Raw genomic sequence first — 20,566 nt, forward strand, 5'->3', positions numbered from 1 at the left:
CGTCCATAATAAAAGAAGTCTCACACACAACGATGATTTTCTTACCGAAATTCCATCCGGCAATTAAAAATTAAAATACAAACACATGAAAAAACAGATCTTTTTATTCATAGCAATTTTATCGCTAACGCTTTTTTCAGCATGTAGCGACGAGGACGAAACAACCGGTCAACCCCAACTTACGGTAAGCGGCATTCCCGACAATGCTTTTTTTGGCGATAGCATTGCCTTTTCGGCATCTGTCATGGACGAAGAAGGCATTCCGCTATCAACCCTTAAAGCACGTCTCTATTTTGGCGAAGAAATGGTTTCGGAAACGGTTATCCGAACCAAAAATGAAGGCGAATATGCAGGCAAAATTTTCGTGCCTTTCATGAAGAATATACCCGATGGAACCGCATCGCTTAAATTCGTGATTCAAAACATCAAATTCGCAACAAAAGAGCAGGTCTTTGATTTACCACTGCAACGGCCCAATTTCGCCTATCTGCAACTGGTCTCAGAAGACCAGGAATACCAGATGGAGAAAATTGGAGATTATACGTATGGTGTAACAGCCGAATTTCCTCAAAAAATAAAAGCCGTTATTAAGGCCCCGGCCTTTGGAGAGCGTGGTAATGATATCGTTTTTGGATGGTCGGAAGGCATCATAACCCAATCAAGCGAAACAACAATACCATTCTCAAATTCCGTGGCAGGAAACTATACCATTAGCTTCAACACGTTGAATTACGAGGCAGCGCCATTCATCACCCTAAAATTTGCGGGGACAGAAATGGCTATGATAGACGATAATAATTATAAAATTGAGCAAGAGCTGACCCAAGGCCAAATCATAAATATTGAAGGATTTGGCGACACCGAAAATTGGTGGATTGATACCGATTATTTACAGAAAAACGAAGATGGTACTTTCACCTTTTTACCGATATCTGGCAAGTACAGAGTTACTGCCAATTTTGAGTATCAATATTTTATTTTTGAAGTAATGAGTGGTGATGACACTGCAACATTACAAGACGATGGAACAGGTGCACTCTGGATTATTGGCGAAAACATAGGCAAACCATCGCTGGATAACACCACCGGCTGGGATACAAATAAAGCACTTTGTTTGGCTCCCATAGCTGAAAAAGTGTATCAGATAACCGTTGTTGGCGGTGAAACAATTGACCTAACAAGCATCAACTTCAAATTCTTTCATCAAAAAAACTGGGGCGGAGAATATACCAATGCCGAATTAACCACCGAAAGCGATCTCGTATTTATTGGCGATGGCACCAACGGCCGCGACTCTGGAAATCTAGGCATCGTCGATGGAAAAACATTCGAATCGAATAAAACCTACGTCTTTACCGTAGATATCTCGGCAGGAAAAACCAATGCCGTGCTAACAGTGACGGCCTTATAACAAATACAAATATCAAAAAGCCGGCGTGTATCAAATAATATACGTCGGCTTTTTAATTGATTAAACAGGTATAACCAGAAACAGATGCCTGAGATTTTTATCGCGGCTAACAATTTCATTTTTAAAATAATGGTAATACCTTTAAACAAAATGAAATCATTGAGAAGTATAACCAAATAAAAACAACCTAAAATGAAGCGATTAATTAGTGCCATTGGTTTAAGTTGTTTATGCGCAATGACCTCGTTATGGGCGCAGCCAAAACCAGCCTATCTTGACGACACAAAGCCCATTGAACAGCGGGTCAGCGATGCCCTGTCGCGCATGACACTCGAAGAAAAAGTGGCGATGATACATGCACAGTCCAAGTTTAGCTCGCCCGGCGTCCCACGACTGGGCATTCCCGAGGTGTGGATGACCGATGGCCCCCACGGCATCCGGCCCGAAGTACTATGGGATGAATGGTCACAGGCTGGATGGACCAACGATTCATGTACGGCATTTCCGGCACTCACCTGCCTGGCAGCAACATGGAACAAAGAGATGTCGTTGGCCTATGGAACAGCCATTGGCGAAGAAGCCCGATACCGAAAGAAATCGGTGCTATTAGGCCCCGGTGTAAACATTTATCGCACCCCGCTCAACGGCCGTAACTTCGAATACATGGGCGAAGACCCGTTTTTATCGGCTCAAATGGTCGTTCCATACATCAAAGGCGTTCAGTCTAATGGCGTGGCTGCCTGCGTAAAACATTATGCCCTCAACAACCAGGAAACAGAACGAGGATCCATCAATGTACTCGTTGACGAGCGTGCCCTGCGCGAAATCTATCTACCTGCCTTTAAAGCCGCTGTTCAGGAAGGGGATGCATGGGCTATCATGGGAGCTTACAACCAGTTTAGAGGCGAACATTGTTGTCACAACAATTACCTTCTCAACAAAATTCTTCGTGAAGAATGGGGTTTCGATGGTGTTGTCATCTCAGACTGGGGCGGCGTACACGACACCAAACAAGCCATTTTTAATGGCCTGGATATGGAATTCGGATCCTGGACCGATGGTCTGAACTGGAGCAGTACCAATTCATACGATCGTTACTACCTGGCCAAACCTTATCTTGACATGATCAAGTCGGGCGAAGTGGGCACCACCGAACTGAACCAAAAAGTAAGTAATATACTTCGTTTGATTTTCAGAACCGAAATGAACCGCAACCGGCCCTTTGGCGCATTTACATCTGAAGCGCACAGTAAGGCAGCCCTCGAAATTGCACAGGAAGGTATCGTTCTGCTGAAAAACGACAACCACGTGTTGCCCATCGATCTGAAAAATGCTAAAAAGATAGCCGTCATTGGCGAAAACGCCATTAAAATGATGACCGTTGGCGGCGGCAGTTCATCACTAAAATCTAAATACGAAATATCACCGCTTCAGGGTCTCAAACAGCGCCTGCAACCGAACGTTGAAGTGATTTACGCCCGTGGTTACGTAGGTGATGTTGGCGATAGTTATAACAATGTTTCAACCGGGCAGAATCTGAAGGACGACCGAACGCCTGACGAATTAATGCAGGAGGCCGTCAATATTGCCAGGGAAGCCGATTATGTGCTCTTTTTTGGAGGTCTCAACAAAAGCAAAAATCAGGACGCCGAAGGCGACGACCGCAAAAACATGAATCTGCCCTATAATCAGGATGCACTCATCGCAAAACTTGCCGCCGTCAATTCAAACATGGTATTTATTAATATTTCAGGTAATGCGGTTTCAATGCCCTGGATAAATGAAGTACCGGCAGTTGTTCAGGGCTGGTACCTCGGCTCAGAAACAGGTCATGCCATGGCGGCCATATTGGTTGGTGACGTTAACCCATCCGGAAAACTGCCTTTTTCATTTCCCGTTAAGCTAAGTGATAACTCAGCCCATTCGGCCGGTGAATATCCGGGTAAAAATGGCGTTGTGAAATATAACGAAGGCCTATTTGTTGGTTACCGGTGGCTCGATAAACAAAAGATTAAACCACTATTCAGTTTTGGACATGGGTTAAGCTACACCACTTTTGAATATGGAAAGCTGACCTTAAACCAGAAATCGATGTCAAAAAAAGGAACAATAACCTGTGCCATCCGCATTAAGAACACAGGCTCAAGAGCGGGTAGCGAAGTGGTTCAATTATATCTCACCGATAAAAAATCATCACTACCTCGTCCCGTGAAAGAATTAAAAGGCTTTCGTAAAGTAAACCTGAAGCCTGGCGAATCAACCACCGTTGAATTTGTCATTGACAACGCACTGTTGCAGTTTTATGACGACACCCTAAACAAATGGACGTCGGAACCCGGCAAATTTGAAGCTTTAATAGGGGCTTCATCAACCGATATAAAAGCCAAAGAAACATTTGTGTTGCAATAAAATTGATCACTTAGTCTATGGACAGACTAAAAAACCAAACATTACTTTACCATCCCCTTGCATTGTTGGTGCAGGGGGATTTTACATTTTCAATATTCTTCAGGCATATACTTGCGCAAAAAACGATATCTCAACAATCATTATTGCAAATATCATAAACCACAAGGTGTCGTAGGTTACTGTCTATAGATTTCAGAGGTTACTACCTCAGAGTGTCCGATACCATTTAATCAGGGTGTCCGATACCATTGACTCGGGATGTCCGATACCATTGACTCGGGATGTCCGATACCATTTAATCAGGGTGTCCGATACCATTTAATCGGGATGTCCGATACCATTTAATCGGGATGTCCGATACCATTTAATCGGGATGTCCGATCCCATTTACTCGGGGTGTCCGATACCATTGACTCAGGGTGTCGGATCCCATTTACTCGGGGTGTCCGATACCATTGACTCAGGGTGTCCGATACCATTGACTCAGGGTGTCCGATACCATTGACTCAGGGTGTCCGATACCATTGACTCGGGGTGTCCGATACCATTGACTCGGGATGCATGAGACTGCAATCTCAAGGACGAACTAAAAGCGCGGCTAAATTCAGTCCAATGGCAACGCCTTGGGAAAACGGGTATCGACAGGATCAGCACCCTTTAAGGGCAGGTCTGTCTATTTCCCCTTATGCCTAACCTAACCTCAAATTTCACCCCCCTAACCCCACTCGGCAAATGGCAGGGTTAAAAATGAGCGCGTAGTGTAGCAACAAATAATTCGATGAATAGGGGGATGTTGGCGGGCATTTTGGGGTTCTCGCCCCCCTCGGTCCCCCCTTGAGGGGGGAAGCAGCAAGCACTTCCTGGTTTTTGTGTTTTTCTAAGATATTGGTTGCTTCGTAAATCGGTGATTGCTTAGCCGGGCGCGTTGGGAAAGGGGGTTAGGGGGCCAAGGGGCTTTTACGCGCATATGTGGCAATTTTTATTATTTGTATGTTGCATGTGGCATTCAGTGCGTAAAACCGAAAAGACAATAGCCCTGAAAGGGCGACAAGCAATAGCATGGGGCAACGCCCTATGATTATGATCAACAATGGCAAATTGCCCTGAAAGGGCTAAAGCCAAACCGTTTCAAGAAGGATAACATCTAATATTAAAACTAAATCATCGGGTAGACAACCACACTAAAATCTGTTTTCCTTGGGAATATCATATCAGTTGCGAGGTAAAACATCCATATATTTATTTTTGGCTCTGGCCCTTTCAGGGCGATGAAACTCCTGCATATCTGAATACAGGGCGATGCCCTTTGCCAATGCTACAAGACTTTCAGCCTTGATCAATATCATTTTGTCAAAATCTGCAATGCCTAATTTATCCTATCCTATGTGTAAATGACCATTTTGAAAGCAAACAAAAAAAGACGTTTTCCTGCTGACACAAATTAATGTCAGCAAAAAAACGCCCAATTTGTACCTCTCCATAAAATCCTATAAAAGAAGGTATGCGCAGCTCAAAAAATGCGAATCTACTAATATAAATGAACATTTTGAAAGCAAGCGTAACGCAGAAGGCGGACTTTACAGATGTAATTCCGGCTACAAATTCATGTCAAGCTTCAACCCGAGACGAAACCATCTGCCGGGTTGTCGCAATTCGCCCAGATCGGCATATGACACATCCATCAGGTTGGACACTTCTCCATACACCGAAACAAAGGACCGTCGCCATGTAATTCGCACATCCGTTAGCCACACCGGCTCATAACTCTTCTGCAACCCGGTGGATGAAACGGTGTAACTACCTTCCCGATCGCGGTATAGCATATTCCACCTGGTCGATACGTTTTTCACGCCCAAACCATGTTCCAGCCCCACATTTAATTTATGTTTAAGATGATTCAACACATAAACAGACTGATAACCATCGGGGACCTCTTTTTCCTGCCAAAGGCGATTGTAACTGACAGTCAAATTACGCAACCAGTTTTGCATCCAAATCTTATCAATATCCAGAGTAGCAGAGCTCTCAAATCCGAAAGTCTTCACTTCGTTTATATTAGAGGTGGTATATACCGATTCGCCCACCTGGCGTCCCCAGTCAATCAAATCAGTCCCTTTACGATAAAAACCTCCCAGATAGATATCGACACCGCGATAGCGATAACGAAGCCCGGTCTCAATGGCCGTCGCCTCTTCCGGCTTCAGCGACGCATTACCAACGTTGGTCGGGCCATTATAAAACAAATCTGTAAAAGTTGGCAAACGCAACGACTCGTTATAGGCAGCCATCCACTTCAACCTATCGTTAAACCAATAACTGACGTCAACACCCGGAAACCATTCCACATCATACCCGGTTCCTGAGTTATGATTGGCCAGTAAGCCGGCCGACACATTCAACTTATAAACAGTAAAATTATGCTCCAGAAAAACAGACGTATTCACCCTGTTATAGGTACGGGTAAACTGCCCCACCGATTCGCCCGGCACATCCATTGGCATGTCCATTTCATAGCCGAGAACATTACTCCAGACCGTTTCGCTTCGCACTTCGCCGCCCAGCGAAGTCACCCCCAACGACCAGGGGATAGAAGCGTTTACCGAAGCACCTGTCACATCCGTCATGTGGTAATTGTGCCCCGTATACCAATCGGCTGCCTCCTCGTAATTACGAAACAGTTCAAAACGGTCGTGATGCCGACGCCAATAAACTTTAGGACGTATTTTAATACGTGTACCACTCTCCATGGACAACGACCCGAACAACGTGCGGTTGGCTTCAAACTGATTGGGGTAAGCGGCCGAATAAAAGGCGTTGGCGCCCAACTCTTTCTCTGAATACCCCAATTGCAAAGACACAGACTCATTACCGGTTTTCAGGGTACCATGGTAAAACAAATTTCTTGCCGCTAAATCGGTGTTGTCAATATAACCATCCGTGGCCTTTTTCCCCACCGAAAAAGTATGCCTTATGGCGCCTGTTTTAAGACTAAAACCGGCATTCATGGCATATAAGCCATGGCTTCCGGTCATCACCGAAGCCCTGACATTATCAGAACTTCTTAAGCCGGTTATAAAATTTATGGCCCCATTAAAAGCATTGGGACCGTAAACCCGTGATGCAGACCCCTGAATGACTTCCACCCGATCAATATTATCCATTTCAACGGGCAGATCCAGCGCAAAATGGCCCGTTTGAGGATCGGTCATGTTAACGCCATTCAGCAGAACCATCACCTGGTCAAACGAGCCACCACGTATGCTTATATCGGCCTGAGCACCCAACGGCCCCCGCTCGCGCACGTCGAGGCCGGGCAATTGCCGTAAAAGAGCCTGAACACTTTGCACCGGCAGATTTTCGATCTGACCCCGCGACAGCACCGTCACCGTCCGCCCCACTTCCGAAAATAAAGAAGGCGCACGACGAGCTGACACCTCAACCTCGTTAAGTTTTATTTTGGTTTGAATGGTATCGGTATCCGCCTGTGCAAAAGTGCTATACACACCTAAAGTGGTGAAATACGATAACCCCAGTACGCCTATCCTAACCTGATGGTGCAACGTACTAAAAATGGCATAACCAGCATGGCGCCAATGCTTAAACAATAATCCAAATTGATTTTTCAAAGAACATTTTCTGTTCATAACCGTTATTTTAAATGATACAAAAGCCCCTTTTGGGGGCACGAATTAGCCCTAAAAGTAAAACAAAATCCTTATTTTTGTTGGAAATGAAAAGCAGATATCGTTTTCGCCTGACAGCAAGCGCTAATTTTTACATTTGAATATATAAACGGTCTGCTTCAGTATTATCGGTTCACACACGCACAGCCTTTGGGATTACAGTGTGGCAGGATATTTGAGACAAAAGCATCCGGCAGATCAACAACTAAAGTTCAAAAATTAAACTAAATACAGAATAAATTATTCCCACATGAATGCTATCAAAACCCTCTGTTTCATCGTTGTATTTCTTTCAAGTGCGGTTTTATTTGCACAGGGACAAAATAATACGAGGCACAACAAATCAACTAAAGAAGAGCGTCTTGTTGGATCAACCAATAAAATAGAAATACAAAATCAGTATGGGAACATCACCTATACCGGCTGGGATAAAGACTCAATAGTCATTGACGTTAATATTTGGGTGGAAACACCAAATGGAGAGATAGCTCAAACAATACTCGACAAGATTGAAGTCCTTCCGCATCTGACAGCCGGCACACTCAGGTACAAAACAATTTTTAAAGATGATTTTTTTTCAAACTACCCGTTTGGTATTGAATTTATCATTTTTGCACCTTCCAATATGGAACTTGAACTGCACAACCGCTTTGGCAACATAAATCTCTCACATTTTGGCGCGAAACTTAATATCGATCTTCAATATGGAAATTTCAACCTTCGTAACCAAACAGTCATGATTCCGGGGGGCAGAATCAGTGTTACCAATGGCGATTTAAGTCTTGAAAAATTATCCAACGCAGAAATTGTCCATAAAAACGGACACTTAAAAATGGATGAAGTATATTACACCTCTCTGATGACCGACTTTTCTACCGGTGACATTAAAACTGCGGAAAGTTTAAAGGCCAATCTAAGTACCAGTAACCTTAAAATAATCGACACAAAAGACCTTACAGCCGCTATTATGGCATCAACGCTTACCATTGACCGGCTCAGCGACAAAGGGTATTTCGAAACAACAGACAAGAGTCTGTTATCGATTAAACGAACCATGCCCTCAACTGAACAGCTAACGGTTACGGCCACCAACTCACAAACAAAAGTAGGGCTAAGCAGCAATCTGTCATATACCCTTCATGGTGAGATGAAAAATGGCCAGATAACCCATTACCAACCCGAAAGCATAACTAAAATACGTGATGGTAACACCACTTCTTTTTCAGGCGACTTTGAACAACAAAACATGAAGCCTGCCAGTATCATTCTTTTTGGTGAAAATGGAGATATAACGGTTTACCTCTCGGATAAAAAACAATAAATATGTTAGTACCAGACAAACTTCAACACCTTAGATCCAAAATGACAGCACTGGGCATTGATGCCTGTGTAATTCCATCGGGCGACCCACATACCAGCGAGTATCCTGCTGAACACTGGAAAATCCGCGATTGGCTGAGTGGATTCACCGGATCGGCAGGCACACTGGTGGTTGGCCTCGATGAGGCAGGTTTATGGACCGACTCACGATATTTTCTGCAAGCAGAAAAACAACTGGAAGGCTCTGGCATTGAGTTGTTCAAAGAAGGAGAACCCGACGTCCCAACCTATGCCGAATGGCTTTGCGACATTTTATTACCGGGCCGTAAGGTGGCCGTCAACGGCAATACCATGCCCTTATCTCAATCACGTGCCTTAGCCGGACAATTGCGCAGCAAAGGCATCACTCTCGACGTTAATTTTGATGTAGCCGATGAAGTATGGGAAGGCCGACCAGCCATTCCCGACAAAATGGTTATTATCCACGAAGACACATTTGCCGGAGCCACTCGTATGGAGAAAATTGAATTTGTAAGAAATGAAATGCGACGTCATAAGATATCACATTATTTCACAGCCACCCTCGACGACATAGCATGGATGCTTAACCTTCGCGGCTCTGACGTACCTTTCAATCCCGTATTTCATGCTTTTTTGATGGTGGAACACAACAACATAAAGCTCTACATCGACCCCCATAAATTAACCGCACAAACGGCTCAAAAACTAGCGGCTGATAATGTCAGTATTTCTTTGTATGATGAAATTTACAAGCATTTGCAGGAAACACCGCACGACAGTACCGTTTATATCGATCCTGACAGAACAACCGTTGGCTTGTATAACGCTTTCCCATCCAAAGTAACCAAGCGCGAAGGACTGAGTATCATTACGGCTCTCAAAGCCATTAAAAACGAAAAAGAGATCAACCATCTCAAACAAACACTTATCAATGATGGCGTAGCCATGGTAAAATTCATCCATTGGCTCGAAGAAAATGTCCCTACCGGAAAAGTAAGTGAACTGTCGGCTGCTAAAAAATTAAAATCATTCCGGGCAGAACAACCGGGATTTTCAGGCGAGTCATTTAATACCATTTCGGGTTATGCTGCGCACGGCGCCATTGTTCACTATAGTGTTGACGAAGAAAGCAACAGCACGCTAAAACCCGAGGGGCTTTACCTGGTCGATTCGGGCGGTCAGTATCAGGGAGGGACAACAGATATTACCCGCACGCTGGCTTTAGGACCGGTACCGCAACAAGCCAAAACCGACTACACGCTGGTACTAAAAGGACATATAGCTCTGGCTAAAGCCGTCTTTCCCCAGGGTTCGCGTGGCGTTCATATCGACTTACTGGCTCGAAAAGCGTTGTGGGAACACGGTTTAAACTATGGCCACGGAACCGGACATGGCGTCGGCTATTTTCTGAATGTACATGAAGGACCCCAGAGCATCCGGCCGCAGGACAATGGTTTTGAAATGCAGGCGGGCATGATTACTTCCGACGAACCAGGGATGTACCGAACCGGTCAATATGGAATTCGTATTGAGAATCTGGTCCTCTGTAAAGAAAAAATGAAAACTGAATTTGGACGTTTCCTTTCATTTGAAACTCTCACGCTGTGTCCTATCGATAAAACTCTGATAGATAAAAAATTACTAACCACAGAAGAGATAGACTGGTTGAATCAATACCATCAAAGAGTTTACGACGCAATAGCGCCGAAACTAGATGATACATTGCAAAAGTGGCTAAAGGATAAAACCACACCTTTAAATTAGTCATCGATTTAATTTCAATTGATTACAGAAACTCGTCAATGTAATTTGACGGGTTTCTTCACCTAAATAAGCAGGAGAAATGAGGTCTGTAAAATTATTATTCCTTTTTCTGACAATCTTTGCGGGCGCATCTGTCATAACGGCTCAGCAAGGACACCGCATTGAAGTGCAACTTAAAGGCTTTGAGAACAAAGATGCCATACTGGGTTATTACTCCAATAAAAACATGTATGTAACCGATACCGTTCCATTTAACGACAAAGGAGTGGCTGTTTTTACCGGTGACGAACCTTATCCGGGCGGACTTTACCTGGTATATTTACCCAACGGCAAATATTTTGACCTGCTCATAGACAGTGACCAAACGTTTTCAATTAAAACTGACACCACCGATTTAATCGGAAAAATGGAGATTAAGGGGGCGACTGATCCCTTGTTGTTTAATCAATACCAACGGTTCATCAGCGACAAGCAAAAAAAGGCCTCTACCCTTCAGTCTCAGATAAAAGAGACCTCTGATGAGACAGAAAAAGCAGAACTGCAAAAACAACTGAAAACCATCGATCAGGAAGTAAAAAACTATTGGCGCGAATCTTCGACCAGCCATCCTGAAACATTTTATGCGGTATTTTTAAAGGCCATGCAGGAACCTGAAATACCAACCTTTGATGATGTTCCTCAAACAGCGGTCAATCGTGATTCCATCGTTCAAATGCGCCGTTATCTGTTTATCCGCGACCATTTTTTCGATAATATTGACTTTACCGATCAACGACTTCTGCGCACCCCGTTTTACCCACAGAAGCTGGACACCTATTTTGACCGTTTTCTGATTCAAAGTCCTGATACGGTGACTGAAGCCGCCATTAACATCATTGAAAAATGCCGTTCCAACAAAGAGATGTTCCGCTTTACAACTCAATATCTCTTCAATAAAATAAACGACAACAAAATCATGGGAATGGATGCCGCCGTAGTTGCTCTGGCTCATAAATATTACCTGAGTGGTGACGCAGAGTGGGCTACAGACGAATTCCTTGAAAAACTAGAAAAATACGTACGCGATGTCAGTCCCACTCTAATTGGAAAAACCGCCCACGACTTGCGCATGGAAAGCCTCGACGGACAAATTTACCGTTTGCATGAAATTAATGCGCCTGTAACCATTATAGCATTTTACGAACCCTCCTGCGGCCATTGCAAAAAAGAGATTCCAAAACTCTACAAACAGGTGTTTGAACCCTACCGTTCAAAAGGCGTTCAGGTATTTGCCGTTTACAGCCTCAACGATCGTGAAGAATGGCAGAAATTTGTGGACGAGCATGAATTATACAATTGGATTAATGTGTATGACCCACATTATGAAACCAACTTTCGCAGTTATTACGACATCCGGTCTACGCCGATGATTTACATCCTCGACAAGAACAAAAAAATTGTTGGTAAAAGGCTCGATGTAGAGCAAATGCCCGGCTTTTTGGACCATCTCTTAGAGCAACAATAATATCTCTTATGACATCAACAAAAATTACAGTAGGCTTGCTCCTTGCAATTTTAGTCTTAACCGGTTGTAATGGGGAAGAGAAAGAGATCCCGGCTCCCGGCATTTATTTTGATATGGATGACGATGGCTATGAGATAGAAATGGGCGATACACTGACACTGTCGCCCAAAATTATCTACGACTATGACGCATCGTATCAATGGTATTTAAATGGCGAGTTCTTGTCGAGCGACAAGGTTATAACCCATATTCCAGAGACGCTGGGCACCGACAATTTTGCGTTTGTGGTTGAAACACCCTATGGCAGCGATTCCATTGAGGTACCGGTGTCGACCATTCTAAACATCGATTTTAGTGAACTGGAGCTGGATGATGAGGAGGATGACTATGACACCGGGAAAGATCTGGTTGACTCCGATGGTGGATTTATCTCAAACCTGGCTTTTTTCCCTGTCAATCCGGGCGACGATGATTCATGGACCGGTTTTGCCCTAAGCAATATATTCAACACCAGTTTAACAGACGAAATCAGCAGCTTTTCGGCCTACGCCACCCAAAGCTCCGATGAAAAGTTTATGATTTATCAAATGCCGGAGACGCCTGATGCGGCAGCCATTCAATTTCTGAATGACACCGCCTTTGTTATCGGAAAAATGACCATTGCAAATTCAACACTGGCGTATTACCTGATGAAATATGGCTATGATGACGAGAACGATGACAATGACATACCATATCTTCAGGCAAAGGGAGATGATTCGGACGGCGACTGGGTGAAACTGACTATTGAAGGGTTTGACAAATATGGGGTAAGCACAGATACTGTTCAATTCTATTTAGCCGATTACCGGTTTCAAAATAAAACAAGCAATTATATTGTAAGTAAATGGACCACCGTGAATCTTGAGAGACTTGGAAAAATAAACAAACTTAGTTTTACCATCACCGCCTCGGTTACCGATGAGAAAGGCATCATGTTAATGCCAGGATTTCTGTGTATCAACAACATTAAATTGATAGAATAGCACCAGTTACTCCACCACAATAAGAACCGGCCGTATTCCGGCATGGTCGGTTTTTAATATATAAATCCCCGGATTCACATTAGATAATGATAAACGAGACCTTCCGGCACTAAAATAAATTTGTTTATCAAGTACTGGCTGTCCATTCAAATTTACCAGCAAAACATGAACATAACCTGTAACAAAACTACCATTAATCATTAAATAATCAGTCGCCGGATTCGGAGTTACACTTATCGATTCAGCCAGTGGCGTAGTCGTTGAAGTATCGGCAAGAACAGCATCGGTCATTAACAAATCAATCCATAAAGAAGACTGCCAGCCACTTACCGAAGAGGTTAAAAGCCATGACTCCGAAGCGTCTTTAAGCCATGCCGAATTAATGGTATTATCGGCTGCAGCCGATTGATACAATGCCAAAGTATCGGTAACAGATTCGTAATTAAGCGACACATCAACCCAGACCCTCCCCGACACTTCCAGCGGTTCATTCAGCGCAATAAAAAATTCACGATTGGCCTTTAACTGACTAATTGACATATCATTCCACGATTTCAAAAGAGTCTTCGGTTCTTTGTCGCCCTGCCATAATTTAATATCGATGGTTTGCTCATTGGTTGTCTGAACCAGTGCCGGCATGATATAAATGCCATTCACCGAACCCGATAGAAATGGTCCAAACGCCTCAGCGACCGAGGCGTCCTGACGGCTGTTATGCCCCGACCAATAGCCCCCGCCGGTCATCGTGACTGTTACAGGGGTCTGAGATTTCGACAAATGGCTCCAACGAGCCACGGCGTCGTCGTATAAATAAAATGATGACACAAAAGAAACATCGGTATTATCAGGATCGAGCCATGCGGCCAGTTGCTTTTCAGGCGCATCATAATAATCCCAGGCCTTCTCAAAACGCACAAAATTATCGTTTACAGGTTTCAAACAAGTCGCCGAACCACCCGACAAGGTACCTATCAATAACCCTTCCGGATCAAACAAAGGCGCCCCCGAAGAACCGCCTTCGGTGGTTCCACTTTCCCACCCAGCAATATTCCAGTGTGAATCGGTCACAAACATCGACGACAAAAAAGTGGTTTTAGTTGGCACATCCTCATCCAAAGCAACCTTTTTAACATCTCCCTCAGGATGATGAATACACAGCACGGGAGACTGCGGCGTCGATGTACGGTTCCACCCCGCCCATACCGGCCTGTAAGAAGCCGGCGGCGTCTCGTTTAATTCCAATAAAGCCATATCCAGATCTTCGGCATAAGCCTTAAGTGATGAGCCCGAAAGCGTCTGCAAAAAAGTGCCTTCCATAAAAGAGACACAGTTGGGAACCTCGTAATTAAAAGTAAAAACGGTGGTTTGCATCTCGGTTGGATTATTAATACAATGGCCGGCCGTCAACACATAGGGCGTACCATCTTCACGTGTGTTATTCATCAATGTTCCGGTGCACAAAGTTGTGCCATCAACAATTACCCGACATACCGACTTTCCCACATCAAGCCAGGACGCTTCGTCCAGACACGAAAAATCGGTATGACATGAAGCACTTTGATTAAAACGGTTGGTTTCCACGGTCAACATTGAAAATAAATTGAGATAATCATGATTTACGGCCCCTATAAGTAGTTGCGAAGATTTTAAAGTTCCTAAAGGCTCCTGTAACTCCACAATAATAACATCACCGGGAACAGGCGATGTTGCAAGAACTCCTGATTCATTATTATTTTGCGAAGTATAGGCACCCAGTACCACACTCTGGTCGGCATTAAAAATAAATAAGGAAGCCCCATCCACCAGATTAAAACGGTCAAAAATCAAATTCAATGAATAAGCACCTTCAGAACGAATAGCCAGGCGCCAAATATTACGGCCATCGCTGCCTTCTTCCCAGAAACCTGAGTTATCGGGTGTAAACGACACAAAAAAAGGATGCGCAAAACGCAAAGCTTCAGCATTCTCTTTGGTATTTATTCCACTTAATGCTTTCACCTTTTGTGGCAAAGCAGGCATCTTTTGCCCGGCCAATTGAATCACTTCATCTGCTTCATCTTTACCTAATAACGGGTGTCCGCCATGACTAATTTGTGCCTCAACAAACAACGAAACAGTCATTATCAGGCATAACAAAACAAGATATCGTCTCATAAAATTAATTTTCTAAAAATATAATACTCCCGAAATGTAAAAAAAGATTCACATTAAACAGTAAAAAGAAACAAATGCATTTTTCCATCCAAAATCCCAATTTTGGATACGCGCAGAAGGAATGCGATATTCATGTCTAAAACTTACCGGACATATTTATTTCTTTTAAGAGCTACAATATACTATAGCTTTGTTTATACCTTCTCCAACTAAAGAACATTATTGAATTAAGATTGTTTTTTTACAGAACAATTGATTCTGTCATTTACAACCATTAGAATCTGTTGCTAAATTACGACTTCCACGTTACGCTCGCGTTGTAAATATACCAAGAAACCCTAATGCAGAGAAGAATTTTTTCGACAGCACTAAAAACACAAGATTCGCGTAAACCTATAAATGTTGGATACAATAAGACAAACGTATCGGCACACTGTTTGTATATTTGTCAGACAGATTCTTTTTAATATTTTCAAAAACGCTACATAAAAATACAATCATGAATAATTTTGAATTTTACAATCCGGTAAAAATCATCTTTGGCAAAGACCAACTTGAGAAACTGGCTACACTAATTCCAGTCAACAAGAAAGTTTTAATGCTATATGGTGGAGGCAGCATCTTTAAAAATAACGTTCATGCCAGCATCAAAAAGGCATTACAAAACCATACTGTTTTGGAGTTTGGAGGCATTGAACCCAATCCTCATTACGAAACAGCAATAAAAGCAGTTGATCTTATCAAAAAAGAGAACATCGAATTTCTGCTGGCTGTTGGTGGGGGTTCCGTTATTGATGCGACAAAATTTATAGCCGCCGCCGCTTTTGTTGAGGACAAAGAACCGTGGGAAATATTGAACAATCATTTGCCTATTAAAAAAGCGTTACCATTAGGTACTGTCTTAACCTTACCGGCCACCGGGTCGGAGATGAACTCTGGGGGTGTTATCACCCGTATTGCGACCCACGAAAAAAGGGCTTTTGGAAGTCCCTTAGTATTCCCTCAATTTTCGGTTCTAATGCCGGAAGCAGCTGGCACCCTGCCCAAAAGACAAGTTGCAAATGGCGTTGTTGATGCCTTTGTGCATGTTATGGAGCAGTACATCACCTTCCCGGCCGGCGCACCACTTCAGGACCGCTTTGCAGAAGCGGTATTACATACTTTAGTGGAAGAAGGGCCCAAGGCATTTGCCAATCCGGCGGATTATTCTGCCATGAGCAACCTGATGTGGAGTGCCACCATGGCTCTGAACGGCGTAATAGCCTGTGGAGTACCACAAGATTGGACTACACACATGATAGGTCATGAACTAACCGCTTTCTTTGGAATTGACCATGCCCGTACGCTGGCTATTATAGCCCCGCCACTATACCGCCATTGTCTGAATGACAAGCAGGAGAAGCTGGCTCAATATGGTGAGCGAATATGGGGTGTAACAGGAAATACAGTGCAAGAAAAAGCATTGGCAGCCATTGAAAAAACAGAACAGTTTTTCCATTCATTGGAAATAAAAACCCGCCTGTCGGAGTACACCCCCAAATACGAAGGTACAGCCGAAAAAATTGCCGAACGATTTACCGAACGGGGTTGGGTTGGAATGGGCGAACGTCAGTCCATAAAACCCACCGATGTGGAAAAAATTGTAAAGGCAAGCTATTAAATTTGAAAAGATAATTTCTAAAATATGGAGTTAACTTCCTTATAAGCCCACTTTAAAAACTTTATGGGCAGACACTAAATAAAAAACCGGGCTATATAAAGTCCGGTTTTTTTATACCTGGACATAGTGTCTGCCAAAAGCGTCGTTTACCCTCATTGCGTTTACTTGCAAAATAAACATATAAAACAATTAAGCCTCCTTGCTGAGACAATATAACAACAACAAACCAAAACAGATCATCTATCTTTTACAATCGGGATCAATTTTAAGAACAACGAAAGTCATCACCATTATTTGTTTCATCAATACGTTATAAATTAAATTGAGACATTTAACCGTCATTGTTTTGACCAAATGTTCATTTAAAAAGTTATATTTGTATATAAATAGTGGCAGATAAGTATACGCCAAGTTTGATGATACTATCGCCTTCAAAATGGTGAATTACACCTGTGAACTCACATTTTTTAAACTTCGGAAACCTCAAAAAAAAAGATTACATATCTATAAGTAGAGTTTGGGGGATTCGAATAATTGATCTCGTTTAAACAAAATAATAAACATGCATCCCAATTGTATCCAATGTCATCAACTACAAGCCGATAAATTATTTTTAAAGCACCATATCAGTCAAGAAGAATCGGAAAAAATAACGACCAGCGTGCAGCAGTTTATCGACGACAGGGATCAGCAGACGTTAATCTCACCCGAAGTGTCGCGCTTTGTGCATAACAAAATAAAAGAGGCAGCCGGAATAGAAGATTTATACGCCGTAGAAAAACAACACTACAACGAATTGATGATGGGTTTTGAAGATGAGATAAGAAATCGCATCAGCCGGTCGGCCCAGCCATTCGAGACCGCACTGCGCTATGCCCTGGCGGGCAACATCATCGATTTTGGTCCGCCACAATCATTCGATGTTGTTAAAACATTATCCGAGGCAGCGGCTAAAATTCCGGCCATTGACCACTCCGAAGCATTGTATGAAGCGTTGCAAAAAGCCAATACGGTACTTTATCTTGGGGATAATGCGGGTGAAATTGTTCTGGACAAATTATTCATCGAAACCATTCATCATCCCAACCTCTATTTTGCAACAAGAGGCAGCAATGTTATCAATGATATCACCCTCAAAGATGCAGAAAGCACGGGCATGAACGCCATCGCTAAAGTGATCAGCAATGGCGATAATGCGCCATCCACTATTTTAAAAACATGTAGTGCTGAATTTCAAGAAATATTTAAGAAAGCCGATGTTATCATCTCAAAAGGACAAGGTAATTTGGAAGGATTGATCCACGAAAAGAATTACAATATTTTCTTTTTGCTAATGGTAAAATGTCAGGTCATCGGTGACATTATCGGCGTAAAAAAAGGAAATTCAGTGGTTTATCATCACAAAAAAGACGGAACAAAAAGTAATATTAAATAAACCCTTTAACTGGAGGACAATTTATGGGATGCGACACAGGTTTAAAACCTAGAAAACCGGCTGCAAAAGCCGAAGAAGAAATAAGTAGTAATAATCAAGAAACACAATCAACTATGAGTTCAACAATGGTAAGGCGCGAAATGCCTAAATTTACAATGGATGCTTACGATGCAAAGACGGGGCATTTCAAAACTGTTTCAAGTGACGATTACAAAGGCAAATGGACGGTAGTATGCTTCTACCCCGCCGATTTCACATTTGTTTGTCCAACAGAAATTGCTGCAATGAATGCGCACTATGATGATTTTCAGAAACTGAACACCGAAATATTAGCTGTTTCAGTAGACTCCAAATTTTCGCACAAGAGATTTGCAGAAACTGAGCCCATTCTAAAAGGCTTAAAACTGACTATGGGCGCCGACTCTAATCAGGAAATAAGCCGTGCTTTTGGTGTTTTAGTTGAAGAAGAAGGCGTTGCACTGCGCGGTCGTTTTCTGTTCAATCCCGATGGTATTTGTGTGGCCCAGGAGGTGCAAGCCGACTCAGTTGGTCGTAACGTAAACGAATTTATTCGTCAGGTACAGGCCTGGCAACATGCGACCAAAACAGGTGAAGTATGTCCCGCCGGCTGGCGTCCAGGTAAAAAAACGCTGCCGGTTAAAACCGATGCTGAAAAAATGACCGGTCGTGTAGGCGACTATATCACCATCGAAGATATTTTAAGCTAATATAAAACGAGTTAGTCCGATTATTTTTAAAAAGTGTCGAAGGTAAAAAAACCGACGACACTTTTTTTATACATCAAAAGCTCTTGGTGCACACACCATCAAAATATTAATCAATAAGAGCCAATACCTTTTGAAACGGCATACCCACCAACACTTCTTCACCCACCATGCCCCCCAGCTCTCTTGATTTGATCGTACCAAAAGAAACAACAGCTTCGTTATTGGTAAAACCCGACGCAAAAACACGACCACAGACCGGCAATACGGTTTCACAAGTTGATTCAGACGACAAGTCAGCATGTGTCAAACGACCAAAAATTTCAGTAGCTTTCGCGACACTTACATAAGCCATAAAAAAATCTGGCTTCATGTCATCCAACATCTCATTAGTTAAGCCCAGATTTATATGCTGAACATGTTTTAATCGTGGCAACGCCTTTACTTGACTTACAGCCTCATTCAAATTCCTACTACCAACCGCAGCAATGGCGCTGGCAACAATCCGATGGTCGTCATCCATTCGCAAAAGATATCGAATACCAGCACAATCAAGATTACTTTTATCAACACGAACAGGCACATTAAGAGATAATTTCACGGCCTTACAAAAAGTTATTTGATGAGGCGGATAATTGAGAAACTCGGATGTGCTGCCATTGATGTTAATTAACGTACACCGAGAACCAAAATGCTGTTTTAACCGTTGAAGTAAATCTGTTGAATCATTCATTAAAAAACTGGTGTTTGAATTAACAAATCTGTCGGCTTAACCGTCGACAAAGAACATTCAGAATATGGTGTATCGCCGTTTACCCGTATTGAGACGCGGCCATGATTCCCATTTAATGGCACGACTTTAGGATGTACCAACAAAAAGCCGAGCAATAAAACGACCGTCACTATAGCCACAAACGATGCAATAATAACTCGCCAAACCTTATTATCAATCCATTTTCGGAACAGACAACCAAGCATTCGCCAATGCAGTACAATATGTACCACCATTAACACGATAAAAATAATGCCGATCAATAAATGAATACGCCCCCAATCCTGACGATCCAGCCCCATAAAAGAAAGCTTCACATGGTTACTATACATCTGGTTACGGACACAACCAGGTACCAAAATAAATTTAATCAATCCACCTATTCCTGACATAGCAGCCAGTAAAATCAACAATACGCCGTCAATCACTAAATTGAGTATCGACTTGTCAACTTCTTTCGTTTTCATATTTTATCTAATTAGTGTTCGTCTATAAAGTCAACTTCCGCGTTAAGCTTGTCATAAAAACAGTCATTTACGAAAAGTACCCCCAGATTTTTATGACTTCGCAAGCCTTGAATTTGAACTTTATATTTCAAACACTTAGTTCAATAGTCCGTTAAGTTTTACGCGGCCAAAGTGCCGTATTTAATAAGCTCTTTGACAATATTTTGATTTTTTCTC

Annotated in this window: 14 protein-coding genes; 9 read left to right on the plus strand and 5 right to left on the minus strand. The window is 42.8% G+C overall.

Annotated features, from left to right (window positions below; genetic code table 11):
- Nucleotides 1-85: 85 nt before the first annotated feature.
- Together ACT3CD_RS15410 and ACT3CD_RS15415 are read left to right on the plus strand one after the other, a co-directional pair.
- Nucleotides 86-1,411: a DUF5125 domain-containing protein gene (locus ACT3CD_RS15410; protein WP_444646548.1), complete on the plus strand. Its 1,326-nt coding sequence runs from the start codon at nt 86-88 to the stop codon at nt 1,409-1,411.
- A gap of 192 nt (nt 1,412-1,603) precedes the next feature.
- A complete protein-coding gene (locus tag ACT3CD_RS15415; RefSeq protein WP_444646549.1) occupies nt 1,604-3,820 on the plus strand; it encodes a glycoside hydrolase family 3 C-terminal domain-containing protein in 2,217 nt (738 codons plus the stop codon).
- 1,211 nt (nt 3,821-5,031) lie between these two features.
- On the opposite strand, the gene ACT3CD_RS15420 is transcribed toward ACT3CD_RS15415, so the two are convergent.
- Both ACT3CD_RS15420 and ACT3CD_RS15425 read right to left on the minus strand, forming a co-directional pair.
- A complete protein-coding gene (locus ACT3CD_RS15420) occupies nt 5,032-5,166 on the minus strand; it encodes a hypothetical protein (RefSeq protein WP_444646550.1) in 135 nt (44 codons plus the stop codon).
- 249 nt (nt 5,167-5,415) lie between these two features.
- Entirely contained in the window at nt 5,416-7,464 is a 2,049-nt protein-coding gene (locus tag ACT3CD_RS15425) for a TonB-dependent receptor plug domain-containing protein (protein WP_444646551.1), read from the minus strand.
- 289 nt (nt 7,465-7,753) lie between these two features.
- Here ACT3CD_RS15425 and ACT3CD_RS15430 point away from each other — a divergent pair, with 289 nt between their 5' ends.
- From ACT3CD_RS15430 to ACT3CD_RS15445, 4 genes are all read left to right on the plus strand, one after another.
- Nucleotides 7,754-8,824 carry a hypothetical protein gene (locus tag ACT3CD_RS15430; protein ID WP_444646552.1) on the plus strand — a complete coding sequence of 357 codons (1,071 nt, stop codon included), beginning with the start codon at nt 7,754-7,756 and terminating at the stop codon, nt 8,822-8,824.
- A gap of 2 nt (nt 8,825-8,826) precedes the next feature.
- On the plus strand, nt 8,827-10,608 hold the full coding sequence (locus ACT3CD_RS15435; protein WP_444646553.1) for an aminopeptidase P family protein: 1,782 nt from the start codon (nt 8,827-8,829) through the stop codon (nt 10,606-10,608).
- 79 nt (nt 10,609-10,687) lie between these two features.
- Entirely contained in the window at nt 10,688-12,112 is a 1,425-nt protein-coding gene (locus tag ACT3CD_RS15440) for a redoxin domain-containing protein (RefSeq protein ID WP_444646554.1), read from the plus strand.
- 8 nt (nt 12,113-12,120) lie between these two features.
- Complete coding sequence (locus ACT3CD_RS15445) at nt 12,121-13,137, plus strand: DUF4465 domain-containing protein (protein WP_444646555.1); 1,017 nt, start codon at nt 12,121-12,123, stop codon at nt 13,135-13,137.
- A gap of 6 nt (nt 13,138-13,143) precedes the next feature.
- Here ACT3CD_RS15445 and ACT3CD_RS15450 read toward each other — a convergent pair whose 3' ends face one another.
- On the minus strand, nt 13,144-15,291 hold the full coding sequence (locus tag ACT3CD_RS15450) for a trypsin-like peptidase domain-containing protein (RefSeq protein ID WP_444646556.1): 2,148 nt from the start codon (nt 15,289-15,291) through the stop codon (nt 13,144-13,146).
- A 499-nt stretch (nt 15,292-15,790) separates the two neighbouring features.
- Here ACT3CD_RS15450 and ACT3CD_RS15455 point away from each other — a divergent pair, with 499 nt between their 5' ends.
- The 3 genes from ACT3CD_RS15455 to ACT3CD_RS15465 all read left to right on the plus strand — a co-directional run bounded on the left by ACT3CD_RS15455 (nt 15,791) and on the right by ACT3CD_RS15465 (nt 19,114).
- On the plus strand, nt 15,791-16,951 hold the full coding sequence (locus ACT3CD_RS15455; protein WP_444646557.1) for an iron-containing alcohol dehydrogenase: 1,161 nt from the start codon (nt 15,791-15,793) through the stop codon (nt 16,949-16,951).
- Between the two features lie 562 nt (nt 16,952-17,513).
- Entirely contained in the window at nt 17,514-18,386 is an 873-nt protein-coding gene (locus ACT3CD_RS15460; RefSeq protein ID WP_444646558.1) for a damage-control phosphatase ARMT1 family protein, read from the plus strand.
- A gap of 23 nt (nt 18,387-18,409) precedes the next feature.
- Complete coding sequence (locus ACT3CD_RS15465) at nt 18,410-19,114, plus strand: peroxiredoxin (RefSeq protein WP_444646559.1); 705 nt, start codon at nt 18,410-18,412, stop codon at nt 19,112-19,114.
- 106 nt (nt 19,115-19,220) lie between these two features.
- On the opposite strand, the gene ACT3CD_RS15470 is transcribed toward ACT3CD_RS15465, so the two are convergent.
- Both ACT3CD_RS15470 and ACT3CD_RS15475 read right to left on the minus strand, forming a co-directional pair.
- Complete coding sequence (locus tag ACT3CD_RS15470) at nt 19,221-19,844, minus strand: DUF169 domain-containing protein (RefSeq protein WP_444646560.1); 624 nt, start codon at nt 19,842-19,844, stop codon at nt 19,221-19,223.
- Nucleotides 19,844-20,350 carry a DUF4405 domain-containing protein gene (locus ACT3CD_RS15475; RefSeq protein WP_444646561.1) on the minus strand — a complete coding sequence of 169 codons (507 nt, stop codon included), beginning with the start codon at nt 20,348-20,350 and terminating at the stop codon, nt 19,844-19,846. Before ACT3CD_RS15475 ends, ACT3CD_RS15470 begins: the two co-directional genes overlap by 1 nt.
- Between the last annotated feature and the right edge of the window lie 216 nt (nt 20,351-20,566).

The sequence above is a fragment of the Geofilum sp. OHC36d9 genome, from assembly GCF_052400685.1.
Lineage (GTDB): Bacteria > Bacteroidota > Bacteroidia > Bacteroidales > Marinilabiliaceae > CAZHHH01.